The organism is Moraxella sp. K1664 (genome assembly GCF_039693965.1).
Classification (GTDB): Bacteria; Pseudomonadota; Gammaproteobacteria; order Pseudomonadales; family Moraxellaceae; genus Moraxella.
Window position 1 is genome coordinate 1,305,234 of record NZ_CP155576.1, and the last position, 26,485, is coordinate 1,331,718.

Consider the following 26,485-nt stretch of genomic DNA (forward strand, 5'->3'; position numbering starts at 1 on the left):
GACAGGTGAGCTTACCAAAATTTGCCCTTGGATGATGTGTGTTAAAAAATGTTACAATATTTTTATAAAAAATTTTTAAAAAATGATTATACTAAAAGTATTTTCCAAAAAATAAACAGTCAAACATAAATAACCACAAACAACCATAAAAAGGTATTCTATGCCCCAAAGACCTTATGATAAACCAATCAGTCGTAAACAAAAAGTTCGTACGTCATCAGGGCTTATTAGCCTGCTTTGGATGTTCGTGGGGGCGGTGATTGCGGTCATGATAGGGTTTTTCTTATACCTATCACCTTTGTTTGATGGCTTTAAGACCGACGTGGAAGTCAATCCGCCCGTCAAGGTTGAGCCGTTGCCCCAAGCAGATGAGCCTAATGATTTTGAATTTTATGAAGTCTTGCCGACCCGTGAATTTCAAACAGGGGAGAGTGTGACAGGCACTAAGAGCGTGGAACCAAGCGACGACCAAGCGACGACCAAGCCTGATGCGGTGGTCACGTCTGAGCAAAGCGATGCGACCAGACCCAGACAAGATGGCGTGCCGTCAGAGCAGGCGGAAGCTGTGGTCATTAGCGAAGAAGAGCTGACCTATGATGGGACAGATGACGATAGGGCAAACGGTGCAGGGGGCAATATCAATATCACGGCAGTCAATAACAGCTATATCTTGCAGATTCGTAGTTATGACAGCCCTGATGAAGCTGACCGCATGCGAGCCGAAGTCATGATGTCGGGTGTGGATGCTCGGGTCATCAAGCGTGTGGATGACGGCATAGAGCTGTATCAGGTCATCTCCAACACGATGAATTCCAAGGAAGAAGCACTCTCTGCCAGCAGAAGATTAAGTAGTAATGGCATAGATTCGCTCGTGGTGGAACAAAGGCATTAGGGTCTGGATATAAAAATACCGCTTGGCAATGACAATGACAGGCGGTATTTTTTGTGGTTATTATTGCTCAGTTTCGGCAGTGGCATCAGCTTGGGGAGCTTCGGCGGTCGCCATAGGTTCCGCTGGCTCGGCACTTGATGGCTCTGCTTCGGATGGGGCAGGCTCTGCCGTGGTTTCTGTGGTGGTCTCTGATGGGGCAGGCTCTACTGTTGTGGTCGGGGCGACCGCTCCATCTGTCGCTCCGCCAACACCGCCCATCGTGGGCTGTCCGTGGTCATCAAATCTCACTTCTTCGGCTTTTGGGGCATTGGCGATGGCATTGGCTTCGGCTTCTTCTAGTTTGTCCACGGCTTTTGGGTTGTTATGACCCCCGCAGGCACTAAGTAATAGGCTGGTGCTGATGATGGCGGTAAATAATTTGGCTTTCATGAGAACTCCTAACGGATGACGATTCAAATAATGCTATTATGCCACAAATGGTGGGGAATTGACAATTTATAATCGCATAGTCCTGCCATTTGTGGTTTGGCTTTATTATTTTAAACTTTATTGAGCCACTTATTCTAAACTTTCTAGGCGAATACGCACCACAGGCTCGGTGACCGCCCCAAGGGCTTCTATCTCTTTGATGGCTTTGTTCATCTGCGATTCGAGTACGGGCAAGGTCAAGATGATGACAGGCACAAGCCCTGATTTGTGAGCGTCACGTTGCATGATGGCGTCAATGTTAATGCCGTTTTCGCTCAAAATGCGAGTGGTGTCAGCCAGCACGCCCAGCTCATCTTTGACGGTCAAGCGTAGGTAGTAGCCACAGGTCATCTCATCGCTAGATAGGATGCGAGTGTCAGACAGCTCTTCGGGGACGAACGCCAGATGTGGTACGTCGCTTGGGGTATTGGCATTGATGACATAAATCAAGTCCATGACATCTGCCATGACTGCCGATGCTGTCGCCCCTGCCCCTGCCCCATCACCATAATACAGCGACTGCCCCAGTGGATGAGCGTCTACCATGACGGCATTTTTGACGCCATTGACATTGGCAAGTAGGGTGCTGTTGGGGATGAGCGTGGGATGGACACGCAGCTCAAAACCATGTTCACGACGAAACGCAAAGCCGAGATGCTTGATGGTGTAGCCAAGCTCTTTGGCATAGACCACGTCTTGTAGGTTGATTTTGGTGATGCCTTCACAATACACTTTGTTAAACTGCAAAGGAATGCCAAAGGCAATCGATGCCAACAAGGACAGCTTGTGAGCGGCGTCAATGCCTTCAACATCAAAGGTGGGGTCAGCTTCGGCATAGCCTAGGGCTTGGGCTTCTTTTAGTACGTCACCAAAACGACGGTTTTTTTGTTGCATTTCGGTCAGGATAAAGTTGCCCGTGCCGTTGATGATGCCTGCCACCCAGTCCACTTTATTGGCGGCTAGGGCTTCACGGATGATTTTGATGATGGGAATGCCACCTGCCACCGCCGCTTCATAACGCACCTGCACGCCATGCTCTTCGGCAAGCCCAAAAATCTCATTGCCATGCTCAGCAAGTAAGGCTTTGTTGGCGGTGACGACGTGTTTTTTGTGTTTGATGGCATGAATGATGACATCTTTGGCAACAGTTTTACCGCCAATGACTTCAATGACAATGTCCACATCATCATCGGCAGCGATTGCCATCAAATCATCGCTTTGTTTGATGGCAGGGTCAATGTCATCTCGCTGCCGTCTTGTGCCGACATGAGTGATGCAGATGTCATGACCGCTACGGCGAGACAGCTCAACGGCGTTGTCTTTTAGTAGATTGACCACGCCTGTACCAACTGTGCCCAGACCCAAAACCGCAATGTTAATTTTATCTTTCATGAATGCCCCAACTGGTTATCTATAATAAAAATTGACGGTAAAACCGAACTGCTTAACTTATCATAAGTTTGTGGCTTATGCTAGGGGTTTGTAAAAATTTTTATGGGTTTTGTCAAAAATTTTTGTAAAAATTGTAACAGGTGGTGGGATGTGATGGGTGGGGTGATTTATTTTTAAAATTTATAAAAAGGATGGTATTGTTCAACATGCCCTGTTCTTAAATGTGGATGCGTAAGGGCGAACACATGCCCAAAAATCAATATTTTATATAGGGCAAATTGCAATTTGCCCCTACGAATCCATCCAAAATATGGTTAATCAATAGCGGAAAAAGGGCTAAACTCAGCCCTTTTTGTTTGTTATTTATAAATTAACCATCAACGATTATTAATGGCTTGTTTGGCAAGCTCAGCCGATGGCAGGTAGCCCCCAAGCTGTTGCCCGTTTTCGGCAAAGATGGCAGGCGTGCCTGATACACCTAATCTCTGACCCAGTGCCATGTGTTTGCGTACAGGATTATCACAGCTTGAAGCAGTGATATTTTTGCCTTTTTTGGCATCGGTTAAAGCGGCTTGACGGTCGCTGCTGCACCATACACGTTCTGTGAGTCCAACCATAGAATCACCACGAGGCCATGCTAAATAACGCACTTCAATGCCAGCGGCGTTGGTTTGGTCAATCTCTTTATGTAGGAGCTGACAATACTGGCAGGTAGGGTCTGAAAACACATAGATGGATGCTTTGGTTTCGCCTTTGGCAGGGAATACAATCATCTCGGATTTGTCCACGGCTTGTAGTTCAGAGACGGCCGCTTTTGACATCATGGCACTGCTGATGTCCACAGGTCCGCCATCGCCCAATTTCATGACCGCACCTTGTATGACATAAGTACCTGTTTTATCAACAAAAAATGGTGAAAAACCATCCAAAGTCGCCCAATACATCTCAGGCATGTCAGTTAAAATGACAGATTGAACCTGAGCGTTTAGACCTGAGTTGTTTAGGTTGTTTTGTAGGGCAAGGGCGACATCGGGCTGATGATTGGGGTCATCATTGTGGGCAGGGGCATTGTTTATTGGCTCGGCATTTGCCCCTTGGGTTTGGCCTGAGGTGGCTGTTGTATTGTCTGTGTTGGTACTGCTGTTTTGGTTGCATCCAACAAGCAGTAAGGCGGTCATGATGGCTGTTAGGGCGATAGATGGGGTTGCGACAGATGGGTGAAGTTTGATGGTCATGATGATAAACGATAATGATAATAAGGAAAAATGATCCATTATACCAAATTTTTCCATGTTTTACTAGGATGTGCTTGTCTTTTGTATTTATCATGTGCATTTTTCATGAAAATCTTCAAATAAAAAGCAGAATACTCATTATTTTACGCACCATTTTACTCACTTTTGGTTTTTACAAATCCCTAGTGTGGCAGATGATGCGTTGGATGGGATGATTGGGTGCTGATTATCAAAAAATATTTACGTTGTTGTGTTAAAATAGTTCTTTTGCAACACCATATTTATAAATTGGACTAAAACTGGGGCAAACATGGCAGGCAGTTTACTTATACTATTAGATGATATCGCAACGGTGCTAGATGATGTCTCGGTGCTGACCAAAGTCGCCGCCAAAAAAACAGCGGGTGTGTTGGGTGATGATTTGGCATTAAACGCTCAGCAGGTAACGGGCGTGCGTGCTGACCGTGAGCTTGCGGTGGTGTGGGCGGTGGCAAAAGGGTCATTTATCAATAAGTGCATCCTTGTCCCTGCTGCTCTTGGCATGAGTGCGATGGCAGCATGGCTTATTACACCTTTATTGATGATTGGAGGCTTATTTTTGTGCTATGAAGGTTCTGAAAAAGTCATTCATAAATTTGCCCCCAAACTCTTGCCCCATGAGTCAGATAGTGAGAAAATTCATGAGGCACATCTAAAAGCCAACGCCAATGATGAGGATTTGGTGGCATTGGAGAGAGATAAAGTCAAAGGGGCAATCGCTACTGACTTTATCTTATCGGCAGAGATTGTGGTCATCTCGCTTGGAACAATGACACAGACAACCTTTATGTCCAAAGCGTTGGCACTTTCTGCCATTGCTGTTGTGATGACGGTGGGCGTGTACGGACTGGTGGCGGTGATTGTCAAGATGGATGATGTGGGGATGCACTGGGTGGCACAACCTGACCCAATCAAACAAAAAATGGGCAATTGGTTGCTTGGTTTTGCCCCTTTGCTGATGAAATTCTTGTCTGTTGCAGGCACACTTGCCATGTTTTTGGTTGGTGGTGGCATTTTGGTGCATGGTGTGGACATGCTTCATCATCAAGCCGAGCATTTATCACATTTATCGGGGGTGTTTGCTGGTCTGACCCAGATGATTTATCATGGCATGGTGGGTTTTATTGCTGGTTGTGTTGCCCTGATGGGGGTGGTGTTATTTAAGAAAATTAAGACATGAACGCTTGTATTTATGGTGGATATTTGTTATAATCGGCAGGTTTTGTAAAAACACCTTGTTCCAATTTGAGCTGATGCCTACGCCAAGACCGTACCAGCTAATTATAACATACAGCCAAATTGATGCCTTAGCTGTCTTGATAATCGGAGTAACCCATGCCTTCTGTAAAGGTCAAAGAAAACGAACCTGTTGACATTGCCATTCGTCGCTTTAAACGTGCTTGTGAAAAAGCAGGCGTTTTGGCTGATGTACGCAAAAAAGAATTCTACGAAAAACCAACCCAAGAGCGTAAGCGTAAAAAAGCCGCTGCGGTCAAGCGTTACAAGAAAAAAGTATGGCGTGAGCAAGCACGTACCGTACGTAAATACTAATCGCATGTAAAAGCCCATTGGTATTTTGCCACAAAAAGCATTCATCAATGAAACATACCCAAAAGTAAGATTTGGACAGTGTTTCAAAATTGAATGCTTTTTTATTTTTTAATAAACTATTAATGAGTTTTATGAGCATTTGAGAGTTCAATTATGATGAAATGTTTTTCTGCCCCGACTCTTGTCTTATCTGCCTTAGCTTTATCCGCCTGTGTTGCCCCCATTGATGCAACCAACGCACAAGCGGTCGTTGTGCCTGTGGGCGTGCCTGTGCTTGTCAAAGAAAAAAATAAAGACAGCATTTATGTTTGCAAGGTCAAAGCCTTTACCAACACCTACCGCTCTGAAAATGCCAGTCGTGGCAGGGCTCATTTGGATGTGCTTAAACAATGCCGAGCCAAACACCATGAAATGTTTTGTGTGGATGAAGAGGTAGAGTGTACCGAATACAAATAAATCATCGCCAAATTCTGTGATATCAGATGATATTAAGATATCTTGTGGGCAGATTACTCCTAGTTTAGCCATTTTGGCGTCATCTTAAATTCTTACTAAAACATACCATGACCTACACCAGCATTCCCAACCTTGCCAAATTTGATACATCTGGCATTGACAAAAATCGTCCTCCTGTGATTTTGGTGGATGGTTCATATTACTTATTTCGCTGTTTTCATGGCTTGCCCCCTTTGTCCAATCAAGATGGTTTGCCTACCAATGCCACTCGTGGAGTGCTAAATGCCTTGGGCAAGCTCATCAAAAAATACAAGCCCACCCACATGGCGGTCGCCTTTGACACAAAAGCCCCAACTTTTCGCCATAAATTATCAGACCTTTATAAAGCCCACCGTCCGCCCATGGATGAGGATTTGCAAGTACAAATTCCCTACATTCATGAGATGATTGAAAAATTAGGCATTTCCCTCATCAAAATTGACGGTTTTGAAGCGGACGACATCATCGGCACGCTTGCTCGTAACGCCTGTATGCAGGGCTACCCTGTTGTCATCTCCACAGGCGATAAAGACATGGCACAGCTGGTTAATGACTGTGTGATTTTAGAAGACAGCTTTAAAGATAAAATCACAGACGTGGCAGGCGTCTTTGACAAATTTGGCGTACACAACACCCAAATTGCCGATTATCTCACACTCATGGGCGATTCATCAGATGGCATTGCAGGCATTCCCAAAGTGGGTGCAAAGACAGCAAGCAAACTCCTTGGTGAGTATGGCAACATTGAGGGCATTTTGGCAAATGTGGCAAATATCAAAGGTATGGTTGGACAAAAAATTGCTGAACATCAAGATGAAATTCCCCTAAATCGTACCCTTGCCACGATTGTTACCGATTTAGAATTACCCATTTCATTTGACGAATTAAGATTAGACAATGACAAAGAGACACAAATAAAACGTGCCAAAGCGTTATATGAGTTATTTAAGACATTAGAATTTAAAAAAGAAATGGCAGAGCAGTTGACATTATTAAAAATGGCGGAGTTGCCTGTTGCTGATGATTTATTTAATAATGACAATGCCGATAATGAATTAAACAATCCTTTTGATGATAATTTGGCTGATAACAGCGATGAATTATCTGTTAAACCCTTACCCATTAAACAAGGTACTTATAAAACCATAAATAGCCTTGATGAATTTCATACGCTTATTGACAAATTAAACAGCGTGCCGTATTTTGCCATTGATACTGAGACCACCAGCATTGATTGGCAAAAGGCGGATTTGGTTGGGGTATCTGTTGCAACCAATAATTATGAGGGCTATTATATCCCTGTGGGGCATACAGGCGATTTTGATATTTTGCTTGACAATCAATTGGATAAAGAGTTTGTTTTAAATGAGTTAAAACCCATTTTACAAAACCCCAATATTGGCAAAATCGGACAGCACATTAAATACGACAGTCATGTTTTTAAAAAATATGGCATTGAATTAAATAATTGGTACATGGACACGATGCTCGCAAGCTATGTAATAAATGGCGTGGCGACACGACATAACATGGACGATTTGGCACAGCATTATCTGGGCATCAATACCACCACCTTTGAAGATGTGGCAGGCAAAGGGGCAAAACAGCTTAGCTTTGATAAAGTGGATATGGATAAAGCAAGCGACTATGCGTGCGAAGATGCGGACATTACGTATCGCTTGTTTAGCGTGTTTGATGAGTATTTGCAAAAAGATACTAATGCCAATAGCCTTTTGCACAAATTAGAAATCCCCACCGCCCAAATCTTAGCCCAAATGGAGCATGACGGCATTTTGATAAAAACCGAATTTTTGGGTAAATTATCGCTTGCCTTTGACAATCAAATCAGTCAGTTAGAACAAAAGGCGTTTGAATTGGCGGGCGAGAGCTTTAACGTGGCAAGCCCCAAACAGCTTGGCGAGATTTTGTTTGATAAATTGGGCATAGCAGGCGGTAAAAAAACCAAAACGGGGCAATATTCCACGTCCGAAGCGGTGCTTGCCAAGATTGACCACCCGCTTGTGGACGTGGTGCTAGAACATAGAAGCCTATCCAAGCTCAAAAGCACCTACACGGACGCTCTTGCCAAAGTCGCCGACAAACAGGGGCGAGTGCATACCAGCTACCACCAAGCCTTGACGAGTACAGGGCGACTGTCGTCATCAGACCCCAACCTACAAAATATCCCCATTCGCACCGACACAGGGCGACTCATTCGTGAGGCGTTTATCGCACCGACAGGGCGTGTGATTATGGCGGCGGATTATTCGCAGATTGAGCTGCGGCTCATGGCTCATTTTAGTGGCGATGAGAGTTTGATTAACGCTTTTAAAAACAACCTAGACATTCACACCGCCACCGCCGCCGAAATCATGGGCAAAGACTTGGTGGACGTAACGCCAAACGAGAGACGCTCGGCAAAGGCGGTGAATTTTGGGCTGTTGTACGGCATGGGTGTGTTTGGGCTTGCCAAACAACTTGGCGTAGAAAATGGCGTGGCAAAGGACTACATCAAGCGGTATTTTGCCCGTTATCCTGCCATACATGACTACATGGAAAATACCAAAAGTTACGCCAAATCAACAGGTTACGTTACCACCATTTTGGGACGAAAACTCTACGCCCCCGATATTAACTCATCAAACGCCATGATACGACAAGGGGCGGAGCGGGCAAGTATTAACGCACCACTACAAGGCTCTGCCGCTGAAATCATCAAACTTGCCATGATAGCCGTGAATAAAGTCCTGCCCAAAGACCATGCCAAACTTTTGCTCCAAGTGCATGATGAATTGGTGTTTGAAGTAGATGCCGACAAAGCGGATGAGATAGGCAAGCTTATCAAAACTGCCATGCAAAACGTGCTGACCGACACTGCCAAAGAACTAGGTTGGGACGTGGATTTTGCCGTGCCACTCGTTGTGGAGATTGGTGTGGGCGAGAATTGGGAGAAAGCTCACTAAACAAGATAACAGACAAGCACCGACATGGCATTTACCAAACGACCTGCTTTTAATATAATCCCCGCATGGCTCGCCCCCTTATTGGCAGAGCCAAAGCGTGCCTTGCCTGAGCTTAGTACAGGGCTGATGATGGCGGTGCTGGTCATTCCCCAAAGTCTGGGCTATGCACTGCTGGCAGGGCTACCGCCTGTCATGGGGCTATACAGTGCTATCTTGCCGACTTTGGTGTATGCCTATGTCGGTTCAAGCTCGGTCAATGCCGTCGGACCCGTTGCCATTACCGCCATTATGACATCAGGGGCGTTGTCGTCCTATGCGTTAGGGAGCTTGCAGTATCAAGCGATGGCGGTAACGCTTGCCTTGATGGTTGGGGTGCTACTCATGCTCGCCCATGTGATACGTTTGGGCTGGATTATGCAGTTTGTCAGTCGTGGCGTGGCAAGTGGCTTTATCAGTGGGGCGTCTGTGCTGATTATTTTGGGGCAATTAAAACATCTCATCGGCACGCCCTTATCAGGCGATGGACTTATTGACATGATGGGTAAGATGGCAGGGCAAGAGCGACTGTTTCATGCACCCACCGCCATGTTAGGGCTTGGGGCGTTGGGGCTACTGCTCATGAACCGCTACCGCCCCACGCTCATGCATGGCGTGCTGTATCGCCTATTGTCCCAATCCACCCATGCTCACATCGCCCGTTTTTTTATCGTGGTACTCGTTGGTGTGAGTATTATCACCGCTCGGCAGTATGACTTTGCCAATCTCGGCATAGCCACGCTCGCCCCCTTGCCGACACATCTGCCCCTGCCTGCCTTGCCTGTGGTGAGCCTAGACATCATCATCACGCTACTGCCGTCTGCTCTGCTCATCGCACTCATCGCCTTTATATCCAGTGCCAGTGTGGCGGGCAATCTGGCACGCATTCGCCATGAGCCCTTCGCCCCCAACCATGAGCTAAAAGGACTGGGACTTGCCAACATCGCAAGCTCGCTCTTTGGCGGATTTGCCGTCTCGGGCGGTATCTCTCGCACCAGCATGAATGTCGCACTCGGAGCGAACACGCCCCTATCGTCTATGGTCTGTGCGATGGGCGTGCTGATTATTGCGTTATTTTTGGGGCAATTCATCACAGGACTGCCCTATGCGGTACTCTCTGCCATCATCATCACGTCCGCCATCGCCATGATTGATGTGGCAAGTTTTAGGGTCGCCCACGCCCAAGACAAAAGCGAAGCCCTAACCCTTGCCATGACCTTTTTGGCGTGCGTAGGCTTTGGGCTTAACATCGGGCTTATCACGGGACTATTGGTCAGCTTTGCACTCATCATCTACCGCTCGCACCGTGTGCATATGGCGGTCGTGGGGCAGGTTGGGGATAGTGAGCATTTTAGGAACATTCATCGCCATGACGTACAGACCTTTGATAACATGATACTCATTCGCATTGATGAGAGCCTGTATTTTGGTAATGTCGCCACCGTCCGCACCGCCCTAGATGACATCTGTCGTGAGTATCCTACCGCTCGCCACATCGTCATCATCATGACGGCGGTCAATCACGTGGATTTATCCGCCCAAGAAATGCTTGCCGACTTTAACCGCACGCTCATCATGGGGGACAAACAATTACACTTTACCGAAATCAAAGGGCCTGTCATGGACGCTCTCATTCATACCCCTGTCATCACAGCACTAAGCGGTCAGGTGTTTTTAAGTACAGGCATGGCGGTAAATACCTTAAAAAATACTTGACAGTCCGCCAAATCCGCCGATAATCTTTTGAAAATTGAAAATTGAAAATTGAAAATTGAAAATTGAAAATTGAAAATTGAAAATTGAAAATTGAAAATTGAAAATTGAAAATTGAAAATTGAAAATTGAAAATTGAAAATTGAAAATTGAAAATTGAAAATCAGACTGATTAAATTTTAACCATTTTAACACCCCTTATTCCAAAATTTTTAAAAATCCCCCAAATTTTAAAATTTTTTCATAAGCTTATGCCAAATTGGCGTTGAACGCTCATCTGTTTTTGGGTAAGATAAGTTCCACGATAAATCACCAAGTATGGGGAATCACATGCACACGAACATCACATTGTATAAACAAATCCACCCTTGTCAATGCCAAGCCTTGTCCGAGCTGGGTTTTAAGAGTTTGATAAATTTGCGTTTTGATGATGAGATGGCAGGTCAGCCCAAGACTGCCGAGCTGTGCCAAAGTGCCGAGCAGGTTGGCTTGTCCTATCGTCATCTGCCTGTGGATGGCGAGAGTTTGCATTTGGAGACGGTGACGGCATTTGCTCATCTGTTGTCTGATTTGCCCAAGCCTGTCATGGTGTTTTGTGGTACAGGTAGCCGTGCCAAACGCTTGTATCAGTCGGCTGTGGTGAGTGGGCTAATTTGATGATGACCGCCAAGTGAGAGCTTAGGCGGTTTTTTTTATTGTCTTTTGTGATGTATTTTGGGTTATAATAATCCAAACGATTTTTAGGATTTCCCATGTTATCTTTATCCGACTTCCACGACCTAGTCGAGCAAGGCTATACCCACATTCCCTTGATTAAAAAACGCCTTATGGACGATGCCACGCCTGTGTCGGTGTTTGCCAATTTGCGTAAATTTTTTGCGTCCGCTTATCTGTTTGAGTCGGTGGTGGGGGGCGAACGTTGGGCAAGATATTCTATGATTGGGCTGGGTTCGGACATTGTCATCGAGTATCATGACGGTAAAGTGGTGGTAAAGGATACTCGCAAGGACGAGACGACCACGCACGACACCGACCCATTTGATTTTATCCGTACCTTTATGGCAGAATATAAAACCCCATGCCAAAACGAAATGTCCGAGCTACCTGCATTTAGTGGCGGATTGGTAGGCTATTTTGGTTATGACATGATACGAGTGATTGAGCCGTCTGTGGGCGTGTCAAATTCGCCCAACCCTTTGGCTCTGCCTGATATGTGGCTTACCCTATCATCGTCTGTGGTGGTATTTGACAACCTAGAACACACCCTATCTATCGTGGTCTATGCCGATGTGAACGCCAAAGACGGCTATAAAAAAGCGGTCAAACAACTTGATATTATTGAAAATCTGCTCACTCACAAACCTGATTTGACCGTCAAAAAACAGCCCCTACCGCATTTTGTCTCACAGACAGGACAAAATAAATTCTGCACAGACGTAAACCGCATTAAGGAATACATCAAGGCAGGGGACGTCATGCAAGTTGTTCCTGCCCAACGTCTGTCAGGTGAGTACAGTGGCGACCCGCTCGCGGTGTATCGGGCGTTGAGATACCTTAATCCGTCCCCTTATCTGTTTCTTATCCAAGGCGAGCTTGCCAATGATAAGCCGTTTCACATCGTAGGGGCATCGCCTGAGATTTTATCTCGCGTTGAGGCGGTGGGCGATGAGCGCAAAGTTACCGTGCGACCCTTGGCAGGGACTCGCCGTCGTGGCATGGATACGGCAGAAGATTTAGCATTAGAAGCCGAGCTACTCTCCGACCAAAAAGAAATCGCTGAACATCTGATGCTCATTGACTTAGGGCGTAATGATATTGGCAAGGTGTGCGACATCGGCACGGTCAAGGTAACCGATAAAATGTTTATTGAACGCTACTCGCAGGTCATGCACATCGCCAGCAACGTAGAAGGCGTGGTGTCAGCTGATAAGGATGCCCTAGACGTATTTTGTGCAACTTTCCCAGCAGGCACGCTGTCAGGAGCTCCCAAAATCCGAGCCATGCAAATCATCGACGAAGTGGAGCCTGTTCGCCGTAGCGTGTTTGGTGGGGCAGTGGGTTATTTGGGCTGGGCGGGCAACATGGATACCGCCATTGCCATTCGTACTGCTGTGCTAAAAGACGGACAAGTCCATATCCAAGCAGGGGCAGGCGTGGTGGCGGACTCAGACCCCGTGGCAGAATGGGACGAAACCAACAAAAAAGCATTGGCGATTGTCAAAGCGGTGGAAATGGCGTGTGGGGGGCTTTTGGTTTAAGTTTAAGCCTATGAAATCAGCCAAACCTTATGGGTTAGGCTGATTTTTAATTACCAAAAGAAGTCATCATCACTTGAAGGTTGCGGGAAAAACTTCTCTTTTACCTTGTCTTTTATTTTATCCTTAGCTTTATCAAATTTTGATTTTTGCTCTTTTTCTACATGCCTATCAGATATAGTGTTATTGCTATGATAGCGATGAGTAATATGATGCCTATCCAAATCTTTCCCATGCCCTTCTCACCCTCCGCTTGTTGGTTGGTTTGCAAAGGGGTTGAAACGGCAGGTTGTGGGGTAATGGTTGGCTTTTGTGGTTGGATTGGCGGTGGAGTGTGCGTGATAAATTTGTTTGGCTGGCTAAGCCAAATATGAGCTTTTTTGTTAAGCTCCACTATATCTTTTTCATCTTCAACAAAATTAAGATAGCAAACCACCCCTAAGTCATCTTTGATGATTTCGGATATTTTTTGGGCAAAAGCATGGTCGCTTTTGTCAAAACTGCCAAGCCAATCATCAAGCTGTTTTTGGGCGGTGTCGTCAAATGTATCGTTTTCAATCATCTGACTGACCGCATTTTCGTCATACAGCTCGCCAAGTTTTTGGGCAATGTGGCTAGGGTTGTCAATGGCTGTTGCCCATGCAGACACCAAACCTGATAGTTTGGTGTATTCGTCAATGTTGCCCATGAACAAAAAGCTGTAACGAATGATTGTACCCACCTTATCTTTGCGAGTGGACGGCATTCCACTTAAAAATAAGCGGAATGTCTCGTGTTCTTTTTCAAAGATGATGGTTGGGTGTTCAAAGCTGGTCAGCTCGGCATAAACCCCAAGCCAAGCGTTATCAGGCTTTTCGCCTAGGTAGCGATAGTCTTTGGTAATGCTTCGGGTATTAACATACTGTTTCATCATGTATCCCTTTAAACAATAGCCTTAGTGCGTGATGATAATTCATCTTTGGAAATCTCTTGGATTAGTGTGGCTACGGCATTAAGTTTTTTGGCTTGCATTTCTTTGACTTCTTTGGCTTGCACAGAACGCTCTTCTTTTTTGCTTGCTTCTGCACGTAGCTTATCTCGTTCGCCTGACCACCACATGCCAATATTGCCAAAAAAACCTTTATCTATTTCAGCCTGCTCACGAGCATGTTTAGCTAGCGTCTCGGCATGGTCATGATCTAGTGATTTTTGTACAAACAATAATTCTTCCCGATATTTTTGGGTTTGAACGAGTGTTTTGCAGATGGTGATAAAAATATCTTCACCGCCTTTGGGTTTTAGCTCGTTGTGGGTGATATGATATTGACCGCTAAATCGTAGGGTGTCGTCTTCTTTATGCCAATCGCCATAAGTGATGGTTACACTCCCAATGGTGTCTATGGCGGTATAGATGATGGATAAGTTGCGATTGTCGCCAAATTCTCTTTGGGCGGTTTCTATGATTTCTTTGTAGTACTGCTGAGTAAGATTATACAATTCAGTACTTCTGTCTTTATTGTGTTTATTGACATTATCCTTGAAATAGGTCTCCCCCTTGACAGGAGCAAAGATGATGGTGGATGGTATGTTTGGATAACGATTTTGTCTGGTTTTTGCCCAGTCTTTGATGATTTCCTTGATGTCTTCGGTTTGCAGATTGTATTCCACCGCCCTAAGCTGTTCTTGGGTTTTGGCATTCATAATCACCCCCGCTTCCACAGGAATGATGATGACAGAGCTTTTCATAATAGTTTCTCTGCAAGTTGCCCACTGACTGTCAGCACTGTCGGGACGGTTGATGGTGTCAATCCAACCACCAGGAAAGTCTAAAATCTCAAAACCTAATTTGACATCGCTGTCTTTGACCGATGACAATTCAAATTTAAAAGTAAAAGGCTCTTGCGTACCCGCCACTGCCCCTGAATTAAAATCGCCCGCTTGGATAGAGCTTCTTAGTTCACGAGCGTGTGTGGCAAGTTTCTTTTGTGTGGGCTTGTGGTTATCGCTGTTTAGGGTAAAAGGCTTGCCCGCCAAAAGCTCCTGCTCGGCAGTGTTAAAGACGCTGGCAATGATGGAAGTTTTGCCCACACGAGATGGACCAAGCATACTGATGGTATAAGTTGAAGTAGTCATAAGTTTTCCTTAAATTAAGCGGTTTTTGCAAGGTTTTGTAGGTTATTTAATGAAGTACGAATGTCGCTCATGCGTTTGCTTGCCATTTGATAATCTTTAAATTTCACAGGATTTAGGTCATAAAAATAAGCATGGGTCATACGTTTGAAATTTCTGTCGCTATGTTTACCACGCACAACTTCATCTTCAAAATGCTCTAAGGTGGCAAATAACACCTGTCGTGGGAAATCTGCATCATCAAGCAGGGCAAGTTTGGTGTTATAAAGTGCCTGCATGGCAAGGCTTTTGATTTCTTTGTGTAAACCTTCGGCGTTGCCACCGTCTTTTAGGCGATACTCGGTATTGCCGTCTTCGTTAGTGGTACGAGCTTCTAAGGCATTGAGACTCTCACGCATTCTGGGGTGGATTTGTTTGCGGTAGTTTAGCTCAATATCACACAAATCATCAATGGCTTTGGCAAGCATATCAGCAGGGTTGGGTCGACCGTCTTCATGAATGTTATTTAGACTGTAAGACAGCTCTTGTAGGGCGGTTTTGCCTTGATTGTCCGCACTGATAAGCTCGCCTGTATGCTCTTTAAAAATATTGGCAATGTCGGTCAAAAATTCATCAATTTCTTGATTAAAAAATACATCAAGTTCGGCAAGTTGTTGGCTGATAGCGACACGCACTTTATTACATGCAGATTCGCCAGCACCGAGCAAACCTCTGTTTCTATTAGCTTCTTTTTGGATTTCTTTTATCCATTGTTCTTCGCCTTCGCCAAAGCCATTATCAATCCATGCTTTGATTTGATTGCAACGCTCTTCAATGGCGGATTCGTATTTTTGGGTGTAGCGTTCGTTGCGTGGGGCGACTTTTTTGGCGTATTCTTGAATACTTTCGGAGATGTCAGAACTGATGTCTTTTGCCATATCATCTAACTCTTCACGCAAGCTACCATTAGATACCGTACCTGCTTTTAACTGATCGTTAATGCTGTCTATGAGTGCGATGATATCTTGACCGAGTGTGTTAAATGAGCCAAAAACGCCATTGATGATTTGCTTGTCCATGACATCAAGACGTTCTGCCAAATGCGACATAACAGGCGTGAGCAACTCATCATCTAGTGTGGTTTTGTTAATGACATCGGTTTCTAAAACATGATAGTTTTTGTTGTTCTCGCCTTCATTGACTTCACGCAAGATATGCCCACGCAAGGCGGAGAGTTGTTCATCACTCATGCGTTTGTCTTTGTTGATAAGAATGCTAATAAAGTCTTTACGGTCTTGAAAACTTTTAGCTTTGTCTAGAGCACGTTGAACATTCACAACAATCTCACCCATTGACAAACAAAAGCCAAAGCTACTGTACCTTCATAACACACCAGTAGCTTATCATACCTTGTAGCAACCGCTCTAAATCTTTTGCATTTTTCAAAGGCGTTTTCTACTAGGTGTCTTAATTTGTATAAGTAGTCATCTATTGGGTTTTGGTCTTTACTTTTGCTATTACTGCGTTTTGGTATGTTGGGTGTTGTATTGGTTTGTTTAATTTGCTCCCTTAGGTCATCACAGTCATAACCCTTGTCAGCACTTAATACTTCTGTATGCTTTGTAAAACTTGTTTGTTTTGTTCTATCAGCTGTGGAGCAATCTTAACATCATGAACTTGTCCACCTGTGATGATAAAGTCTATGGGATTCCCACAAGCATCTACCACAAGATGAATTTTTGTGGTATTTCCACCCACACTTTTGCCAATGCCTTGTTCTGTCTTGTTAGCGACATTACAAGCATGTTGATGAGCTTTGATGTAACTGCCATCTATAAATACCCATTCAGCATCAGCTTCTTCGGATAAGCATTGAAACAATTTCATGAGTTTGCCTAGCTTAGACCAACGCACAAAGGTTTTGTAAATGGTGTTATGATAACCAAAACAAACTGGTAAATCTCGCCAAGGTATGCCTGTACGAATGCGAAACAAAATGCCTTCTACGGTTAATCTAAGATTGTGCTTGTTGTAGATACCAAGTTGTAGTAGAATAATCTTTAACTTGTACCATTGTTCATTTGTGAGTAAGGTGCGAGCCATAACGATTTTGGTGCTTTGTTTGGGTTAGAGCTTGCATTGTACCAAAATCGTTTTTTGTTTTGTTAATAAAGTTCAACGTGCCCTAGCATATTGACCGCCGCACCGTCTTTGGCTGTCCAAAATCCGTCTGTCCCACCAGGTTTTTTGACCAAAATGACAAAATCCACACCATTTTTTACGCCTTGCAAATGATGTTCTTCTAAACTGGCAGACAACTCACCCAAACCAGGTAGGTCAATCAGTCCAAGTTGGCTGACAGGCGTGGTTGGAAACGGACAAAAGATTTTAACATCTTTGACTGCCAAATATTTGCGTGGGCAAGTGGATTCGTCTTTTTCTTGCTCGCTGGTTGGGTAGGCAACATATTCACGCAAGGCTTCTAGATTGATGTTTTGTGGATTTTGACCGAGTAGGTTTTCATAAGAAAACAATGCCGTTTGCATTTGTTTTAGCTTTTGCAAAATCGTGATGTTGGACGGTTCTTGATTGGCAAGCCCGCTTAGGTCGTTGGGGTATTTGTAGCCTTTAAAGGCGGTCAATGTTTCAGGGGTAATTAGACCTAATTTTTCATGATAGGGCAATAGCACATTTTCTTTAAAAGAATCAAAGGTGTGAAATTCCACATGAGCGATATTGTCATTACTGTGGTAGACTTGGCTTTTTACGGCAGTTACTGGCAGATTGTCGCCTGTGGGGATTTGGTTTTCATTTAACCCTGAGATGGTTTGTAATAGAGTGCTTTTACCGACACGGGCTTGACCGCTAACACCGATATTAATCGTATCTCTGTTAAAGCGTTCTTGCAAACTACCTAGCTCTTTTAGGATGTTGGGAATTTTGGCTTGTATGTCATTTAACGCAGAAAAAGACAATGGATTGTCAGCATTGTCTTGATTATATTCTTGTAATTTTTGGTTTAGAGTTTTTAATTCACTCAATGTATTTTCCCAACGCTCTATTTCACGAGAGATTGTGGGTAGATTGGCTTTACGATTTGCCAATACGGTCGTGATTTGTTGTGCAATGGCAGAGTGCTGTTGTGTTGGGGCTGTTTTGCGTTTGGTCATGAGTTTTGCTCCGTTTGTGCAAGTTTGGGTGAATTGTTTGTACCAAGATACTCTCTGAGCCCCCTCTCCAAATCCCCTTGCCAGTCTTTTGGCTCGGTAATGGTTAAATGGGGAATCCAAGAACGTATCATGGGAAATAGTTGTGATTGGTGATAGACATCGCTTTGGATAAGCAGTCCGCCATTATCCAAAACCTTGATGATTTTTTGATTGGGCAATATTTGCTTTTGCATAAAAAACCCACTGGCATATTCATCAGCCGTTATCAAAACCGACACCAATTTTTTGCCAAACCAAATACCGCCATTGTCATCAATCTTTTGTTTGATGTCATCATTGACAACAAATCTTTGTTCGGTCAGGTGGATATTGTTGATTTTGCTGAGCCGAAATGTTTTTATGTCATCAGGTTTATTATCTTGCAAGCCTACCACATACCAACAGCCACGATGATTGATGAGCTTATAAGGCATGACGGTGCGAAGGGTGTCTTTATATTCAAAAATGACGGTTTGATGATTTAACACCGCCGTTCTTAACAAATTCATGACTGGTTGTAAGCTGGCGATGTTTTCATAGTCATAACCTTTGATTTGAAATAATCCGTCGGATTTTTGTTTAATTAGCTCCCTTAAAAAGCCAATATCCATATTCGGTAATAAATGATGAATACCAATGAGTTTAATCAGCTCACCAAACTCTTTGTGGGTTAGGTTAAAACGGCGTGAGTTATCCAAAGACACGACCCCACGTTCACGCACCAACGGCAGATAGCACTCCATGCGAGCCAAATCACGGCGAATGGTTTTATCGCACACGCCATATTCGTCCGCCAGTGCTTTGGTGTTTAGGCGTTCGTTGCTGTTTAGGCGGATAAAAATGTCGGCAAATCTGTCTGCCAGTCGTTCGTGTTTGTTGCTCATGTGTTTTTAAATGTGATAAAAGTATGCACTATCTTACCATTTTATGACAAAAATTCCATGAGTAAATAAGTATATTGTACTCATTTTGAGTAAATCGGTCAATATGGTGTAAATAGATTGCCATGACCAGAAGTATTCACACCACCCAAATGATAGCCTTGCGAACGTGGCTATATGACGCACGCACAGCCCAAAACTTACCCATGCGGACGCTTGCCGAGCGACTTGACCGCCCGCATTCGTTCGTCCAACGGGTAGAAAATGGCGACCGCCGTCTTGATGTGGTGGAATTTATCCAGTATTGTCAAGCACTTGGCATTGACCCAAAGGTGGGGCTTGACCTAGTGTTACGGACAGAATAAGTCATGATATGGACAGGTTGTGTCCATATTAATGGCAGGTGTGTGATTTGAGCTGTATTTTTGGGTATAAAAATCCCCAACCAAGGGCTGGGGACTGACAAGTGATACAGAGCATGTTACTGTTGTTTTAGAAGCTCTTCTGATGGCTTGACACCGAACCATTTTTCGTGAATTTGCGATAGCGTACCATCTTCTTTGATTTGCTGTAAGCCTGCATTGACCTTATCGCTGAGTTCTTTATTGCCTTTTTTCATGACAAAGACATTACCGCTTGACTTGCCATCTAGTTTGGTGAGTTCATCGATATTCATACTCACCAATTCTTTGTCAAAGTTGGGGTTATCTTGCTTGATGTTATTGGCATAATACAGGGCGACATTGTCGTCTTCGATGATGGCATCCACTTCACCATTAATCAAGCTCTGACCGCCATAAAAGATGTGGGGTAGTCGATGATATTTTCGTTACTACCTGCCAGTTCAATGGCTCGCTCTTTGTGATAGGAGCCTGTGGGAACGCCAATCTTTTTGCCCTTTAAGCTGGCAAGAGAATTGACCCCAGTATTGTCTTTTAAGTGAAACACTGAGACACGAGCATCAACGATGATGCCTGACAAATCATAAGCAGCGGCACGTTCTTCTGACCAACCAGCTCCCGAACCAACGATGTCATAAGTCTCTTGGTTTAGTGGTTCAAAAATGCCGTCCCAGCCCACAGAAATCACTTCAACATCAAATCCTTGTTTTTCACCAATGGCTTTGATGATATCAATGTCGTAGCCGATGGCTCTGCCTGCTTCATCCTTAAAGGCAAGTGGTGGAATGGTAGAATCAACCGCCATGGTATAGACCACGTCTGACTGACGAGCTGGTGGGGCATCAGCAGTGGGTGTTGATGTGGCTGTGGTGCTGTCTGTCACTGGGGCTGGCTGTTCGTGGCTACTGTCACAGCCAAACAGAGCGATGGACAGAGCAAGGGCGAGCGAGATGGGCTTTGCATGTTTCATAAAAATTACTCATGATTTTTAAACAATGTAATACTGGATTTTATCATTTACGCATGTTCTAAACAAGTGTTTATCTAATGAATAATTTAAAATGATGACTTTTATTTAATATATTTATAAAATGCATTACTTTATATTATAAATCCATAACTTTTATTTTCAAATGTGGATGGGAATGTGATTTTGCTTGGGGCGTGCCTATCTTTGACATTTACAATGAAGGCATCTGTAGCAAAGTGGAGAATGACTTGTTTTAAAAAAGAAAGTTTGCAAGTTTTGTATCAGACTAGGTTTGGTGTTGTGTTTTTGGATGATTTTGCAGAAATAAATGAAAATCCGCCCCTAAAATCTCAAAGCTTTGGGCATTGGGTTTATGACATCCACAAATTCAAATGTTAGAATTTATCTAACTTTCCAATTTCTCCGTATCCAAGACAGGCTTGGGTGTTGGAGTGTCGGCAAGCAAGGCTTTACCGTCCGCCACAGGGACAATGCTGTCTTTGGGGGCGAAAATCTCATTTTTGCGCTGACTTATCCATTCACGCCACACCGCCAAGCCAATCGCCAGCACCACAGGTCCAATAAACAGCCCCACAAATCCAAATGCCGTCAAGCCCCCAAGCACGCCGATAAAGATGATGATAAAGGGAATTTTGGTCGCCCCACTAATCACAATCGGACGAATGAGATTGTCCACCCAACTAATGACAAGCGTCCCCCACAGGGCAAGCCCAATGCCTTCTGCGGTATGCCCCTGCGACAGTAGCCACACCGCCACACCGCCCCACGCAAAGGGCGTACCAAAGGGAATGAGTGCCACGACAAAGGTAAGAAGTGTGAGCAAAATGGGGTTTGGGGCATTGGCAAAAGCATAGCCCACTCCTGCCAAAATCGCCTGAGCCAAAGCGGTCAATCCAATGCCATACACCACCGCCTGCGTGGTCGCACCCACCGAGTCGATGTAGTCATCAATGCGGTCGCCGATGATGTTTCGCATGGCTTGGCGGATTTGGCGAACCAGACTTTTGCCGTCTCGATAAAAGAAAAACAAAGTCATGAGAGCCATGCCGAGTTTGGCAAGGTTTTTTAGCACCGCATCAAACGCCATTTTGCCATAATACAAATGCGACTGCACCCACGTCCGCACCGTCTCCATGGTCGCTTCGGGGTTTTTGTTAATCTCCCAAAGCGTGTCCTTAATCGTCTGCCCGATGACAGGTAAGTCCTTGATTTGACTGGGTAAATCCAAATAGCCTGCTTGCAGACGGCGAATTGCCGTACCAACAAAACTCACCACTTCATGTTGCAAATAAAACACGCCCACAATCAGCGGAATGCCAATCATGAGCGAGATACAAAAAGTCATCAAAAACGCACTAAAACTGGGGCTTAGGCGGACTTTGGTATGAAAAAAAGTATAAATAGGAAAGGTAACGTACGCCAAAATCCCTGCCCACAACGCTGGCACGATAAAAAATTGCACCACTTTAAAGCACAGTACAATCAAAATAACAAGCAAAGTCAAGGCGAGCAGGCGTTGTAAGACGAGTTCTTTATTCCATTGTTCAATCATAGTTTTGGCGTAAAATGCGTAAATAAGGTGCTTGTAAATGGGGGATATTATGCCAAAATTTTGACAAAAACGCATGGGAATTTTGTGGTGTTTGCGTTGCGTAAGTTTAAGGAAATAATTTTTGAAAAACGGTTAGGGTCATGCACGCACGAGCCGATTTAGCCCATTGGCAAAGGCAATTTTGTCCTTGTCGCTGTATGGCTTTTGTCCGCCCATGCTTTTGGGGTCAAGCACGCCCGTGCCACGAAGCGACTCCATAAAATCCCGAGCGTTTAGTTTGGGCTTGATGTTGTCTATGGTAAATTCCTCGCCCCGTGCGGTCAAAACCTTTGCCCCTTTTTGTAGTACGTCATTGGCAAGGGGAATGTCGCTTGTGATGACCAAATCCCCTGCTTGGGCGTGGTCTGTGATGTGGGTGTCCGCCACGTCAAAACCTTGGGCGACCACAACCATATTTAGGTGTGGGGACGGCGGTAATTTGATAAAACTGTTTGCCACAAAAGTCGCCATAACGCCTGTGCGATTGGCGGTTTTGATGATAAGTTCTTTGGCAATGGTCGGTAATGCGTCTGCGTCTATGTAGATGTTCATAATGATGGCTTTTTGCAATGTTAGAATATTAAAAAATAAAAAACAAAAAACAACAAAATAAAGTAATAATATTTAATTTGACCAAAGTATTCATTGTAAATTTCATAAATTGGCGGTATAACGAGTGAGTATAGAATAAAATAATAAAAATGATAATACAGCTCTTTTGGGGTTTTTGCATAATAAACACCAATAAATTCTTTAAAATATTCTAGAAACACAAGCATTAAAACAATGGTAAATATAACCGAAATAGCAAAAGAGTATTTTCTACCATCATTTTCTTTAAGATAAGAACTTTCAGAAAGCCCAACCAAGAGCAACAATGGATAAAGGTACAAACCAAGACAAATAACCCCGATAAAACCATTATTACTAAACAAATTTTTTAAACATAAGATTAGTGGAGCAAAAACAATGAAAATGATAATTTCTATACCATACAAAAACATCAACAAACCAATGCCAATGCAAAAAATAAATATAGATGTTCCATAAACAGCACTTGAATTTTCATTATTTAATAAATTAATGATGTGTTTAATATTTGTCTCCATACCCATTTTCTCAACCTTATTAAGGCAATAAGGCGTGCAATACACACACCTTATTATTTTAATTCAAGTTTATTGCAATAGCCTTGCCACCTTTTGTACCGTTTCGGCAAGTTTCTCGCTGTCGGTTGGCATTACGGTGATATGCCCAATCTTGCGACCGTCTCGCTCTGCCTTATGATAATGATGAAAATGCACCCCTGCATGGGTCAAAAGTTCATTGACATTAGGATATTTGCCGATGACATTTAGCATGACAGACGGCTTGACAATACCCGTATCGCCAAGTGGTAAGCCTAGCACGGCTCGGACGTGGTTTTCAAATTGGCTGGTGTTCGCCCCCTCAATCGTCCAATGCCCAGAGTTATGCACCCGTGGGGCGATTTCGTTGGCAATCAGTCCGTTCTCGCTCACAAACAGTTCTAGGGTCAAAACGCCAACATAATCCAGTTTTTCAAGCAGTTTTTTCATGCTCGCTTGGGCGGTTTGGTTTAGGGTATCGGCATTGGGGGCAGGGGCGGTGGTTTTGGCAAGAATGCCGTTAGTATGCACGTTTTCAACGAGTGGATAAAACCCAACCTCGCCTGTCCGTCCACGCACGCCAATGAGCGACACCTCACGGCTAAAATGAATAAAGCCCTCGGCGATAAGTGGGGCAGGCATCGCACCGCCTGTTACCGCACCGCCAAGCTCGCCCCAAGCGGTGGCGATGTCGCTTGTCGTTTTGATGACAAATTGCCCTTTGCCGTCATAGCCCCCACGAGATGTTTTTAGCACGAGCGGTAAGCCCAGCTCATCGCACGCACCCTGCAAGTCATCAAGCGATGACACCGCACGATATGGCACGGTGGGAATGTCAAGCTCATTGAACAACGCCTTTTCAGCAAGGCGGTCTTGGGCAACGGCTAGGGCGGTAGGTGGTGGATAAATGCCTTGTTTTTGGTCAGCTAAATAGGACGCTGTGGCGACAGGCGTATTTTCAAATTCTAGGCTAAAAATGTCGGATTTGGCAACAAATTCATCCAACTGCTGTGAGCTATATACTTGCCCATACAGGCTGGCAGGGGCGTGGGGAGCGTCCTCTAAAAATACGCAGGTGTAGCCAAGTTTGAGAGCGGACTGGGCAAGCATCATGCCAAGCTGTCCTCCGCCTAGAATGCCAAGGGTTTGGGTGGGTGTTGTCATGTCAAAAACCGTTTTGTTAAATTTTAAAAATAAAAATTTGATGATTGGGTAAAATTGTACGACAAAGAAAACCGTTCAAAGTGAGCTTTGTCTGTCCACAACGGTTTTCCGACACCCTTCGACAAGCTCAGATACCATGATACCCCACCTAAGTCAATGGTTTTTTAAGTATCTGGTATCTAGTATCTTACAAACTAACTTAAAGATACTTGTTGCTCAAAGGATGTTTGGGTTTTGATAACACCAAAACAGATATGTACCAATTTACGCATACAAGCACATAAGGCTTGCATTTTGGTTTTACCGTTTTGTTGTAATCGTTCATAAAATGCCTTAATGGTGCTATTATAACGAATGGCACTCATTGCAGACATATACAGCTTAGCACGCAAAGAGACTTGCCCTTGTTTGGACAGTTTGGTTGCTCCCTTAAAGACACCTGACTGTCTTTGTTTGGGTATTAAGCCTAAAAACGAAGCCATCTGTGAGGCTTTTTTAAATTGTTTGGTATGTATTAAGCATACCACTTCTTTGGCAATAACAGAACCAATACCGTCAATGGTTTCAAGTAAGGTTTTGTCTTGCTTTAAACTTGGGTGTTTGTCAACAAAGTCATCAATGTCTTTGGTGAGTTTGGCAATTTCCTCTTGAAGGACATTGATGACTGTTTGCATGGATGCTTTAACCAAATCGGGCAGATTGGGTGATAAGAGCAACTCTTGTCGGTTTTGCTCTCGTTGCAAATCTTCTTTGAGTGCTTCTAAGCGAGCCAATAGAGCTTTTAGCTGTTTGGCTTCAATGCTAGGTGCTACCCAAATCTCAGGCTTGTGGCTATAACCATACCTTGATAAAATAATGCTGTCTTTTTTATCAGTTTTATGGATTACCCCCAAACTGTCTGCAAATTTGCGGACATAGTTAGGATTGACAATGCTTTGCTTGATATTATTATCATCAAGAAACTCACTTAGGTGTTCATGATAAACCCCTGTTGCTTCTAGGATGATGTGTAGCTCATCAAGATGATTGCTGACATTGGTTTTTAACCAAGCAAGCAGTAAATCAAAGCCTGCTTTGTTGTTGTTAAAAACCTTGGTTTTTACTTTATTTGTGCTTGGGTTTATAAATGCAACATCAAACTTTGCTTTGCTGATGTCTATGCCAATATAGTGTATCATCTGTCTCTTGCCTTGTTTATGCAGTGTCTGTTTTAATAAACGCACTTAGATACCATTCAGAGTTAAGATGACAAGCAAAGGACACCATCTGAGCACCAGTGTTAAGACACTAAGGGCGAACCCGTGTTCTCTTTGCTTGTATAACCCAACAACATTCTAGCAGATAATCTAGGTTTGGTGTTGGGTTGATACAAGGGCGAACGGAAAATCAAAATAATCAAAGACTAATCAAACAATATCACGCATTGATAATCCCGGGGATTGGACTTGCCAGTACCGTCTCGGTTTGTTTTTGGCGAAATTCGTCCAGCTTTGTGGCAAGGTTGTCATCAGTCGTGGCAAGCATTTGCACCGCCAATAGCCCTGCATTAAACGCCCCTGCCGTCCCAATGGCAAGCGTACCAACCGCCACGCCTTTTGGCATTTGCACGATTGATAGTAGGCTATCCCAGCCTGACAGCGTGCTTGATTTGACAGGTACGCCAAGCACGGGCAGGGCAGTTTGGGATGCACACATACCTGCCAGATGAGCCGAACCGCCTGCCCCTGCGATGATGACGGACAAGCCACGAGTCTTGGCGGTTTTGGCATAATCAAAGAGCTTGTCAGGCGTGCGATGAGCCGAGACGACTTGGCATTCAAAAGGCACGCCAAAATCCGCCAAAATCTGTGCCGTCTCACACATGGTCGCCCAATCGGACTGTGAACCCATGATGATACCGACTTTTGGTGTGCCGTCTGGCGATGAAATGGGGGCGGGGTTTGGGGCGTGGGCGTTTGACATGATAATCCTTAAAATGGCTAAAAATGGTTGAA

At 44.3% G+C, this 26,485-nt stretch carries 24 protein-coding genes and 1 pseudogene; 9 read left to right on the forward strand and 16 right to left on the reverse strand.

The window, feature by feature from the left end; translation table 11 throughout:
* Positions 1-160: 160 nt before the first annotated feature.
* Entirely contained in the window at positions 161-892 is a 732-nt protein-coding gene (locus tag AAHK14_RS06710; RefSeq protein WP_065256352.1) for an SPOR domain-containing protein, read from the forward strand.
* A gap of 60 nt (positions 893-952) precedes the next feature.
* Here AAHK14_RS06710 and AAHK14_RS06715 read toward each other — a convergent pair whose 3' ends face one another.
* From AAHK14_RS06715 to AAHK14_RS06725, 3 genes are all read right to left on the reverse strand, one after another.
* The gene (locus AAHK14_RS06715; protein ID WP_065256351.1) at positions 953-1,321 is read right to left on the reverse strand and encodes a hypothetical protein; all 369 of its coding nucleotides are present in this window, start codon (positions 1,319-1,321) and stop codon (positions 953-955) included.
* Between the two features lie 129 nt (positions 1,322-1,450).
* Positions 1,451-2,752 (reverse strand): homoserine dehydrogenase, encoded by a 1,302-nt coding sequence (locus AAHK14_RS06720; RefSeq protein WP_065256350.1) that lies wholly within the window; start codon positions 2,750-2,752, stop codon positions 1,451-1,453.
* A gap of 377 nt (positions 2,753-3,129) precedes the next feature.
* Positions 3,130-3,987, reverse strand: coding sequence for a DsbC family protein (locus AAHK14_RS06725; RefSeq protein WP_065256743.1), 858 nt, complete (start codon positions 3,985-3,987; stop codon positions 3,130-3,132).
* Between the two features lie 310 nt (positions 3,988-4,297).
* Between AAHK14_RS06725 and AAHK14_RS06730 the strand changes: the two genes are divergently transcribed.
* The 7 genes from AAHK14_RS06730 to AAHK14_RS06760 all read left to right on the forward strand — a co-directional run bounded on the left by AAHK14_RS06730 (position 4,298) and on the right by AAHK14_RS06760 (position 13,042).
* Positions 4,298-5,206, forward strand: a complete 909-nt coding sequence (locus AAHK14_RS06730; RefSeq protein WP_065256742.1) for a DUF808 domain-containing protein — start codon at positions 4,298-4,300, stop codon at positions 5,204-5,206.
* 155 nt (positions 5,207-5,361) lie between these two features.
* Complete coding sequence (rpsU, locus tag AAHK14_RS06735) at positions 5,362-5,577, forward strand: 30S ribosomal protein S21 (protein WP_062499344.1); 216 nt, start codon at positions 5,362-5,364, stop codon at positions 5,575-5,577.
* 153 nt (positions 5,578-5,730) lie between these two features.
* Positions 5,731-6,033, forward strand: a complete 303-nt coding sequence (locus AAHK14_RS06740; protein ID WP_227514759.1) for a hypothetical protein — start codon at positions 5,731-5,733, stop codon at positions 6,031-6,033.
* A gap of 107 nt (positions 6,034-6,140) precedes the next feature.
* Positions 6,141-9,035, forward strand: coding sequence for a DNA polymerase I (gene polA, locus AAHK14_RS06745; protein ID WP_065256740.1), 2,895 nt, complete (start codon positions 6,141-6,143; stop codon positions 9,033-9,035).
* 24 nt (positions 9,036-9,059) lie between these two features.
* The gene (locus tag AAHK14_RS06750) at positions 9,060-10,787 is read left to right on the forward strand and encodes a SulP family inorganic anion transporter (protein ID WP_065256739.1); all 1,728 of its coding nucleotides are present in this window, start codon (positions 9,060-9,062) and stop codon (positions 10,785-10,787) included.
* A gap of 327 nt (positions 10,788-11,114) precedes the next feature.
* Entirely contained in the window at positions 11,115-11,441 is a 327-nt protein-coding gene (locus tag AAHK14_RS06755; protein ID WP_065256738.1) for a sulfur transferase domain-containing protein, read from the forward strand.
* 95 nt (positions 11,442-11,536) lie between these two features.
* Complete coding sequence (locus AAHK14_RS06760) at positions 11,537-13,042, forward strand: anthranilate synthase component I family protein (protein ID WP_065256737.1); 1,506 nt, start codon at positions 11,537-11,539, stop codon at positions 13,040-13,042.
* 157 nt (positions 13,043-13,199) lie between these two features.
* Here the strand turns inward: AAHK14_RS06760 and AAHK14_RS06765 are convergent, their stop codons facing one another.
* The 6 genes from AAHK14_RS06765 to AAHK14_RS06790 all read right to left on the reverse strand — a co-directional run bounded on the left by AAHK14_RS06765 (position 13,200) and on the right by AAHK14_RS06790 (position 19,220).
* A complete protein-coding gene (locus AAHK14_RS06765) occupies positions 13,200-13,949 on the reverse strand; it encodes a hypothetical protein (RefSeq protein ID WP_065256736.1) in 750 nt (249 codons plus the stop codon).
* Positions 13,950-13,960: 11 nt separating this feature from the next.
* Positions 13,961-15,151, reverse strand: a complete 1,191-nt coding sequence (locus AAHK14_RS06770) for a hypothetical protein (RefSeq protein ID WP_065256735.1) — start codon at positions 15,149-15,151, stop codon at positions 13,961-13,963.
* 14 nt (positions 15,152-15,165) lie between these two features.
* Positions 15,166-16,464: a hypothetical protein gene (locus AAHK14_RS06775; RefSeq protein WP_281133749.1), complete on the reverse strand. Its 1,299-nt coding sequence runs from the start codon at positions 16,462-16,464 to the stop codon at positions 15,166-15,168.
* Positions 16,461-17,230, reverse strand: a protein-coding gene (locus tag AAHK14_RS06780; RefSeq protein ID WP_345952322.1) for an IS5 family transposase whose coding sequence is annotated in 2 segments (ribosomal slippage) — positions 16,461-16,742 and positions 16,745-17,230 — 768 coding nt in all. Because the reading frame shifts where the segments join, the coding sequence is not laid out codon by codon here. Before AAHK14_RS06780 ends, AAHK14_RS06775 begins: the two co-directional genes overlap by 4 nt.
* 62 nt (positions 17,231-17,292) lie before the next feature.
* A complete protein-coding gene (locus tag AAHK14_RS06785; RefSeq protein ID WP_281133747.1) occupies positions 17,293-18,297 on the reverse strand; it encodes a hypothetical protein in 1,005 nt (334 codons plus the stop codon).
* Entirely contained in the window at positions 18,294-19,220 is a 927-nt protein-coding gene (locus AAHK14_RS06790; RefSeq protein ID WP_065256967.1) for a WYL domain-containing protein, read from the reverse strand. Before AAHK14_RS06790 ends, AAHK14_RS06785 begins: the two co-directional genes overlap by 4 nt.
* 122 nt (positions 19,221-19,342) lie before the next feature.
* On the opposite strand from AAHK14_RS06790, the gene AAHK14_RS06795 reads away from it, so the two are divergent.
* Positions 19,343-19,582, forward strand: coding sequence for a helix-turn-helix transcriptional regulator (locus AAHK14_RS06795; RefSeq protein ID WP_065256966.1), 240 nt, complete (start codon positions 19,343-19,345; stop codon positions 19,580-19,582).
* Between the two features lie 116 nt (positions 19,583-19,698).
* Here AAHK14_RS06795 and AAHK14_RS06800 read toward each other — a convergent pair.
* From AAHK14_RS06800 to purE, 7 genes and pseudogenes are all read right to left on the reverse strand, one after another.
* A pseudogene (locus AAHK14_RS06800) lies at positions 19,699-20,588 on the reverse strand (transporter substrate-binding domain-containing protein).
* Positions 20,589-20,994: 406 nt separating this feature from the next.
* Positions 20,995-22,161, reverse strand: coding sequence for an AI-2E family transporter (locus AAHK14_RS06805; protein ID WP_065256968.1), 1,167 nt, complete (start codon positions 22,159-22,161; stop codon positions 20,995-20,997).
* A 138-nt stretch (positions 22,162-22,299) separates the two neighbouring features.
* On the reverse strand, positions 22,300-22,752 hold the full coding sequence (locus tag AAHK14_RS06810; RefSeq protein WP_065256963.1) for a YaiI/YqxD family protein: 453 nt from the start codon (positions 22,750-22,752) through the stop codon (positions 22,300-22,302).
* Between the two features lie 20 nt (positions 22,753-22,772).
* On the reverse strand, positions 22,773-23,315 hold the full coding sequence (locus tag AAHK14_RS06815; RefSeq protein WP_065256962.1) for a hypothetical protein: 543 nt from the start codon (positions 23,313-23,315) through the stop codon (positions 22,773-22,775).
* Between the two features lie 63 nt (positions 23,316-23,378).
* Positions 23,379-24,491, reverse strand: coding sequence for a 5-(carboxyamino)imidazole ribonucleotide synthase (locus AAHK14_RS06820; RefSeq protein WP_065256961.1), 1,113 nt, complete (start codon positions 24,489-24,491; stop codon positions 23,379-23,381).
* Positions 24,492-24,685: 194 nt separating this feature from the next.
* Positions 24,686-25,714, reverse strand: coding sequence for an IS110 family transposase (locus tag AAHK14_RS06825; RefSeq protein WP_346818239.1), 1,029 nt, complete (start codon positions 25,712-25,714; stop codon positions 24,686-24,688).
* A 193-nt stretch (positions 25,715-25,907) separates the two neighbouring features.
* A complete protein-coding gene (gene purE / locus AAHK14_RS06830) occupies positions 25,908-26,453 on the reverse strand; it encodes a 5-(carboxyamino)imidazole ribonucleotide mutase (RefSeq protein ID WP_065255836.1) in 546 nt (181 codons plus the stop codon).
* Positions 26,454-26,485: the final 32 nt, after the last annotated feature.